We start from the raw sequence: 6,798 nt of genomic DNA, 5'->3' as shown, positions 1-6,798 counted from the left end.
CATCTCAAATCTATGATTTGATGATGGTCGCTTACTCTGTGAGTACTCAGCGAGCATATGTGAGTCGAGCTTCCTTTGATGGGAAATAGGCTAACAGATGGACTGGATATTTATTTGATTGTGCCTTAATAGCCAGTGCTACAAGAGAAACATGCTTTATTTTCTGACATAAAATATATAATCACATCAGTAATTTTTTATTTATCTCATATACTTAAACAAGTTATTCTTCTTCCCCTATAAGCTCATTAAGCTTATCTAGTGCCTCATGTATACCACCAACTTCATCAATAAGTCCACAATCTACGGCCTGCTTTCCAATCAGCATAGTCCCTACATCGTTTAATAAATTATCTGTCTGCAGCATGAATTTTTCCAATGTTTCCTCCTTCATATTAGATGTTCTTACTATAAATTCATTTATTCTTTCCTGCATCTTCTTAAAATATTCAAATGTTTGTGCTACACCTATTACAAAACCATTCATTCTTACAGGATGAACTATCATTGTAGCTGATGGAGTTATAAACGAAAATTTAGATGAAGTTGCAAGAGGTACTCCTATTGAATGTCCTCCGCCAATCACAATCGATACAGTTGGTTTAGACATACTATGTATCATTTCAGCAATAGCTAAACCCGCTTCAACATCTCCTCCAACAGTATTTAGCACTATAAGCAGACCTTTAGTTTCTTCATTTTGCTCTATATCTATTAACTGGGGAATAATATGTTCATATTTCGTAGCCTTTGTTTGAGGTGGAAGCACAGAATGTCCTTCTATTTGCCCTATTATAGACAAAACTTGTATTCTCTTATTAGGAGCCGCTAAATTTGTGTTTCCAAGTTCCTTCACATTTTCTATCTTATCTTGTGCCTCTGATTTATTTTCATCTTTATCTGGATTATCATTATTCAAAAGATTATTACTCATATTATAATTCCTCCTATATTGTACTTTTTTTATTTTGTACATTAGGAGGTATTTTATTCATTTATCAATACATATTAAAGATTGACTATTACATTCAAGCACACTATTTCTTTCAAGAATAATTTAATCAATTATGAGTTATAAATCTAATTATCATTATATCTTAAAGTTTAAAGGTTCTATGTAAAACATTTATTGCTTCTTTTTCATTCTTAGAGTGAACTAAACACCATATTGTCATATGTGAATCAGCTGTCTGCAATACTTCTATATTGTTATCATTTAGAGCATTTATAATTTTAGCCATTACACCAGGTATTCCCTTCATTCTAGCTCCAATAACAGCTATTTTGCTACAATTCTCAATTAGGTTATATTTTAAATTTGCATTATTTAAAATCTCTTCTAAAACATCTTTATCTTTTTCATTTATAGTGAAAATTTGTTCTTTGGGAAATATATTAATCAAATCCAAGCTTATTTTGTTTGCTGCTACTAAATCTAATACATTCTTATATTTAATATTCCCTTCATTATCAGAAGCTTTAATAGACACTTGAATCCTATTTTTTTGACTTGTTATACCTGTCATTATCTTATCGTTGCCTTTATCACCAAAATTATTAATTAAAGTTCCTTTAGAATTACTCATAGTATTTTTAATTAATATAGGAATATTTCCTTCCATAGCTACTTCTACAGCCTTTGGATGAATTACAGTTGCTCCTTTATCTGCAAATTGAAATACTTCATTATAGCTTATAACATCTATCAGATTAGCATTTTCAACCACTCTTGGATCAGCTGTCATAATACCATCTACATCAGTATATATTTCTATAGCAGAAGCCTTAAGAGCAACGCCTAAAATGGAAGCTGTCGTATCACTTCCTCCTCTGCCTAATGTAGTCACATAGCCATTTTCTGTGATCCCTTGAAATCCTGTTACTACTGGCACTCTTCCTTGTGATACTAAATCTAAAATTTTCTTAGGCTTAACTTCAATGCAAGCAGCATCTGTAAAATTATTATCAGTTAATATTCCCGCTTGTCCGCCAGTAAGTGGCATTGCATCAATTCCAGCACTATATAAATCATTACTCATAACTACAGAACTTATAGTTTCTCCGCAACACATAAGTAAATCTTGAGCTAACTTATTTGTATTCTTAAACTTATCATCTATTAATGATAATAATGTGTCAGTAGCATAAGGCTGTCCTTTTCTCCCCATGGCTGACACAACTAAAACAGGGCTATATCCATCTTTAATAGCAGTTTTAACTTTCTCAATAACTTTTTGTCTACTTTCTTCAGTTGATACTGAAGTTCCTCCAAATTTCTGTACAACTATTTTCATTGAATTTCCTCCTAATTTACAGTTTAACTTTCTTAATTACTTCATCGTCAGCATCTAATATGATGGTTTTAGCACCAATCTTTTTTACACAATTCCATGGAATTTCTAAGAAATCTTTGCTGCTGAAAATGTTAAATTTCCCACCGTTTAAATTAACTATTAAGTATTTAAAATTGCCTTCATCATCTATTATTAAATCGTTGTTTAATAAATAATCATACTTTTCTCCATCATTTATGTTTATAAGCTCATATCGTTCTATATCACTTAAATATCTAACCTTTTTTTCTTCACTCATAATAAAAACCTCCTTCAATACTCATAAAATAATATGATAGGAGGAGGCTTTTTATTACATATTTAAGCATATGGAGTGAAATAATTAGTTTCTAACGAGATGTACAGCCTTCTATGAAGAAACATAACCAGCTCATAACTATTTCTTAATAGATTACGCTAATGCTTAATTATAGGGCTGATTAGAATAATCTTAGGATTTATTATTTTCTAATATACCTTATACATTGAGCTTATTACTATACTTAGTATTGTCATAAGCCCTTGAATTTTTTAATATTATAGAGTCTAATTTTTCGTATTCTACATCCTGCCCAACATAAGCTGCATTTAAAACTGCCTTTTTAAAACATCTATCTAAAACATATTGAATATTATCTTTATTTATCTCATCTATCTTTTTTATTACTTCTTCCTGGCTCTTTATATTATTTCTAAAGAGGTATGCCTTTGCATTAGAAAACATTCTTGAACTAGTGCTTTCAAGACCTAGAATATAATTAGCTTTAATTTTTTCTTTATTTATTTCAAGTTGTCTTTCTGTTATTCCATTTTTACTAAATAGTGAAATTTCCTTATCTATAACCTCTAAAGCTTTTTCACCATAATTTCTATTCAAACCAGCATATATATTCAGCGTACCCACTGTTTGAAACGGCTGCAGATAAGATGCTATAGAATAACAAAGTCCAAGTTCTTCTCTAACTTTTTGAAAAAGAATTGACGACGCCCCGCCTCCAAATATATTGTTAAGCAACACTAAGGAATAATTATTATCATCACCGTATGGCAATCCTTCTAAACCTAAAGAAATGTGCAACTGCTCAATTTCTTTTTTTGCATATGAAGAGCCAACTTGTATTGCTGATTCATCATATTCGGGTTTATATTCATGCTTACTTTTCCATCCGCCAAAATACTTATTGATTAAATCTTCAAGTTCCTTATCATCAAATTTACCACATACTGATATTACAGAATTATAAGGTGTATATTTTTCACTTATAAAATTTAATATTTTTTCTCTAGTAAATGATTTAACTAAAGGTATAGTTCCTAAAATAGGATATCCTAAGGATGTATTTCCAAAAGTCACTTTTGAATGAACATCATCTAAAACATCTTCTGGTGAATCTTCACTCATATTTATCTCTTCAATTACTACACCTTTTTCCTTCTCTATTTCCTCTGGATCAAACTTAGCTTTTAATATTATATCAGATAAAACATCTAATGATAAATCCAAATGTGTATTCAATGCCTTTATATAATAACAAGTTGCTTCTTTACTTGTAAAAGCATTAATCTGTCCACCTACATTTTCTATGTCTTCCATTACTTGTTTCGAAGTTCGTTTATCAGTTCCTTTAAAGAACATATGCTCAATAAAATGAGATATTCCATTCACTTCTGGGCTTTCATTTCTCGAACCATTTTGTACCATAACTCCAACACTGATTGATTTTAAATGATCTATTTTCTCAGTTACGACTCTCAAACCATTTTTAAGGGTATATGTGTTATACATTTTGTACTTGCCCTCCTTCTTGATTAAAAAAAAGGCAATTAATTGCCCTTTATTTATCTTCTTTATTTTCTTGTTCTACTAAAGCGTCTTTTCTTGAAAGATTTATTCTACCTTGGTTATCAATTTCTGTAACCTTAACTAAAATTTCATCTCCAATAGATACCACATCTTCAACTTTGTTTACTCTTTCTTTAGCTAATTTAGATATATGAACTAATCCTTCTTTGCTAGGTAAGATTTCAACAAATGCTCCAAATGTAGTTATCTTAGTTACTTTTCCTAAGTAAACTTCTCCTGCCTTAACTTCCTTAGTTAAACCTTCTATTATCTTAATAGCCTGATTAACACCTTCATGGTCAGTTGAACTTACAAATACAGTTCCATCTTCCTTAATATCTATTTTAACACCTGTATCTTGTATTATCTTATTTATAACCTTACCACCAGCTCCAATTACATCTCTTATCTTATCTGGATTTATACTCATTGTCTGAGTCTTTGGTGCATATAATGACACATCTGTCCTTGGTGCAGATATACATTCATTAATCTTATCAATTATAGTAAGTCTAGCTTTTCTTGCATCTCTTATAGCATTTTCCACTACATTAAAACTGAACCCTTGAAGTTTAGTATCAACTTGAATTGATGTTATACCTTCTGTTGTTCCTGCTACCTTAAAGTCCATATCTCCAAAGAAGTCTTCAATTCCTTGAATATCAGTTAATATAGTTTCTTCTGTTAAATCTTCTGATGTTATAAGCCCCATTGCAATACCAGCTGCTGGTCTTTTAATTGGTACACCTGCATCTAATAATGCCAGTGTTGATCCACAAACTGATGCTTGTGAAGTTGATCCATTTGAACTTAAAACTTCTGAAACTAATCTTATTGTATAAGGGAATTCTTCTTCTGAAGGAATTAATGGTTCAAGAGCTCTTTCTGCTAACGCTCCATGACCAATTTCTCTTCTTCCTGGTCCTCTTAATGGTTTTACTTCACCAACACTGTATCCAGGAAAATTATAATGATGGATATATCTCTTTGATTGTGCTTCATCTATTCCATCTAATATTTGAATTTCACTTATAGATCCAAGTGTTGCAACAGTCATTACTTGAGTTAATCCTCTTCTGAATAATCCTGTACCATGTGTTCTTGGTAATATTCCGACCTCACATCCAAGTGGTCTAATCTCATCAAAAGCTCTTCCATCAGGTCTTCTCTTTTCCTTTTGAAGCATGTGCCTTACAACTTTCTTCTGCATAGTGTAAAGAACTTCTTTTATATCACCTGATTTTTCAGCGTATTTTTCACCAAATTCTTCATTAACTTTTTCATATACTGCATCTACTGCCGCATTTCTTTCATCTTTATCCATGATGTGCATTGCTTCTTTAATCATATCAGATGCAAATTCTTTAACATCTTTTTCTACTTCTGGGTCTACAGCATATAAAACTGGTTCATCTTTTTTCTTTCCAAACTTAGCCATCGCTTCTTCTTGGAATGCAATGATTTTTTGACATTCATTAAAACCATATTTAATAGCATCTATCATAGTGTCTTCTGGTATTTCCTGCCCGCCAGCTTCAATCATCATTACCTTTTCTTTTGTAGTACATACTGTTAAGTGAAGAGTACTCTTTTCTCGTCCTTCAGTATTTGGATTTGTAACGAATTTGCCATCTATTAGCCCTACCTGGACTGCTGCAGCTGGGATTGTATATGGAATACTTGAAAGGCATAATGCAAGTGACGCTGCGTTAATGGCTAAGATTTCTGGTAAGTTATCTTTTTCAACGGATACAACTGTAGTAACAACTTGAACATCATTTCTGTATCCTTTTGGAAATAGAGGCCTTAGTGTTCTATCAACAGCTCTACCATTTAATATTGCTTTTTCTGATGGTCTTCCTTCTCTTTTAATGAATCCACCTGGTATTTTACCTACTGCATATAATCTTTCTTCATATTCAACACTTAATGGAAAGAAATCTATTCCTTCTCTTGGCTCTGGTGATGCATTAACATTTGTTAAAATTACTGTGTCACCATAGCTAGTAAATGTTGCTGCATTTGACAGCATACCTACTTTTCCGAACTCAACTTTCAATTCTCTTCCAGCGATTTCAGTCGTTAGAACATTACTCATAATTCATGACCTCCCTTAGGTTCATCTGATTATTATAATTTTCATGCTTTTATTATAATTTATACTATATATTTTAAAATAATAGAGCGGAAAACTCCGCTCTAAAAATTATCTTCTTAAACCTAATTCTTTGATTAAAGTTCTGTATCTTTCGATATCTTGATCGCTTAAATAGTTTAAAAGACCTCTTCTTTGACCAACCATCATTAATAATCCTCTTCTTGAGTGATGATCTTTCTTGTGAATCTTTAAATGTTCAGTTAAAGATTGAATTCTTTCAGTAAGTAAAGCTATTTGAACTTCTGGAGAACCAGTATCCCCTTCACTTCTTCCAAATTTTTTGATTAATTCTAATTTTCTTGCCTTATCCATTATAAGTGCACCTCCGTGTATTATATTAATTATCCCCTAGTTCCAAGTAAAAAGATGGCACCTTAAAACTTAGAATTAGGTTCCATGTGATATTATATCAAAAGTAACTATTATTGTAAACTATATTATTAAACTCGACATGTGATTCTCAT

Annotated in this window: 6 protein-coding genes; all 6 read right to left on the bottom strand. The window is 31.3% G+C overall.

The genetic code is table 11. The features are described 5' to 3' along the window. Nucleotides 1-223: 223 nt before the first annotated feature. Entirely contained in the window at nt 224-934 is a 711-nt protein-coding gene (locus tag CLOBL_RS16260; RefSeq protein WP_077859998.1) for an ATP-dependent Clp protease proteolytic subunit, read from the bottom strand. Between the two features lie 163 nt (nt 935-1,097). Then, complete coding sequence (gene dapG / locus CLOBL_RS16255; RefSeq protein WP_077859997.1) at nt 1,098-2,294, bottom strand: aspartate kinase; 1,197 nt, start codon at nt 2,292-2,294, stop codon at nt 1,098-1,100. Between the two features lie 16 nt (nt 2,295-2,310). After that, the gene (locus CLOBL_RS16250) at nt 2,311-2,592 is read right to left on the bottom strand and encodes a YlmC/YmxH family sporulation protein (protein WP_009169181.1); all 282 of its coding nucleotides are present in this window, start codon (nt 2,590-2,592) and stop codon (nt 2,311-2,313) included. Between the two features lie 219 nt (nt 2,593-2,811). After that, a complete protein-coding gene (locus CLOBL_RS16245; RefSeq protein ID WP_077859996.1) occupies nt 2,812-4,119 on the bottom strand; it encodes a pitrilysin family protein in 1,308 nt (435 codons plus the stop codon). A 49-nt stretch (nt 4,120-4,168) separates the two neighbouring features. Continuing rightward, a complete protein-coding gene (locus CLOBL_RS16240; RefSeq protein ID WP_077859995.1) occupies nt 4,169-6,274 on the bottom strand; it encodes a polyribonucleotide nucleotidyltransferase in 2,106 nt (701 codons plus the stop codon). 108 nt (nt 6,275-6,382) lie between these two features. Further along, nucleotides 6,383-6,646 (bottom strand): 30S ribosomal protein S15, encoded by a 264-nt coding sequence (gene rpsO / locus CLOBL_RS16235; RefSeq protein WP_009169178.1) that lies wholly within the window; start codon nt 6,644-6,646, stop codon nt 6,383-6,385. Between the last annotated feature and the right edge of the window lie 152 nt (nt 6,647-6,798).

The sequence above is a fragment of the Clostridium sp. BL-8 genome (assembly GCF_002006495.1).
Lineage (GTDB): Bacteria > Bacillota > Clostridia > Clostridiales > Clostridiaceae > Clostridium.
Note: the sequence above shows the minus strand (reverse complement) of the source record. Positions and strands in the feature narration are given on the sequence as shown.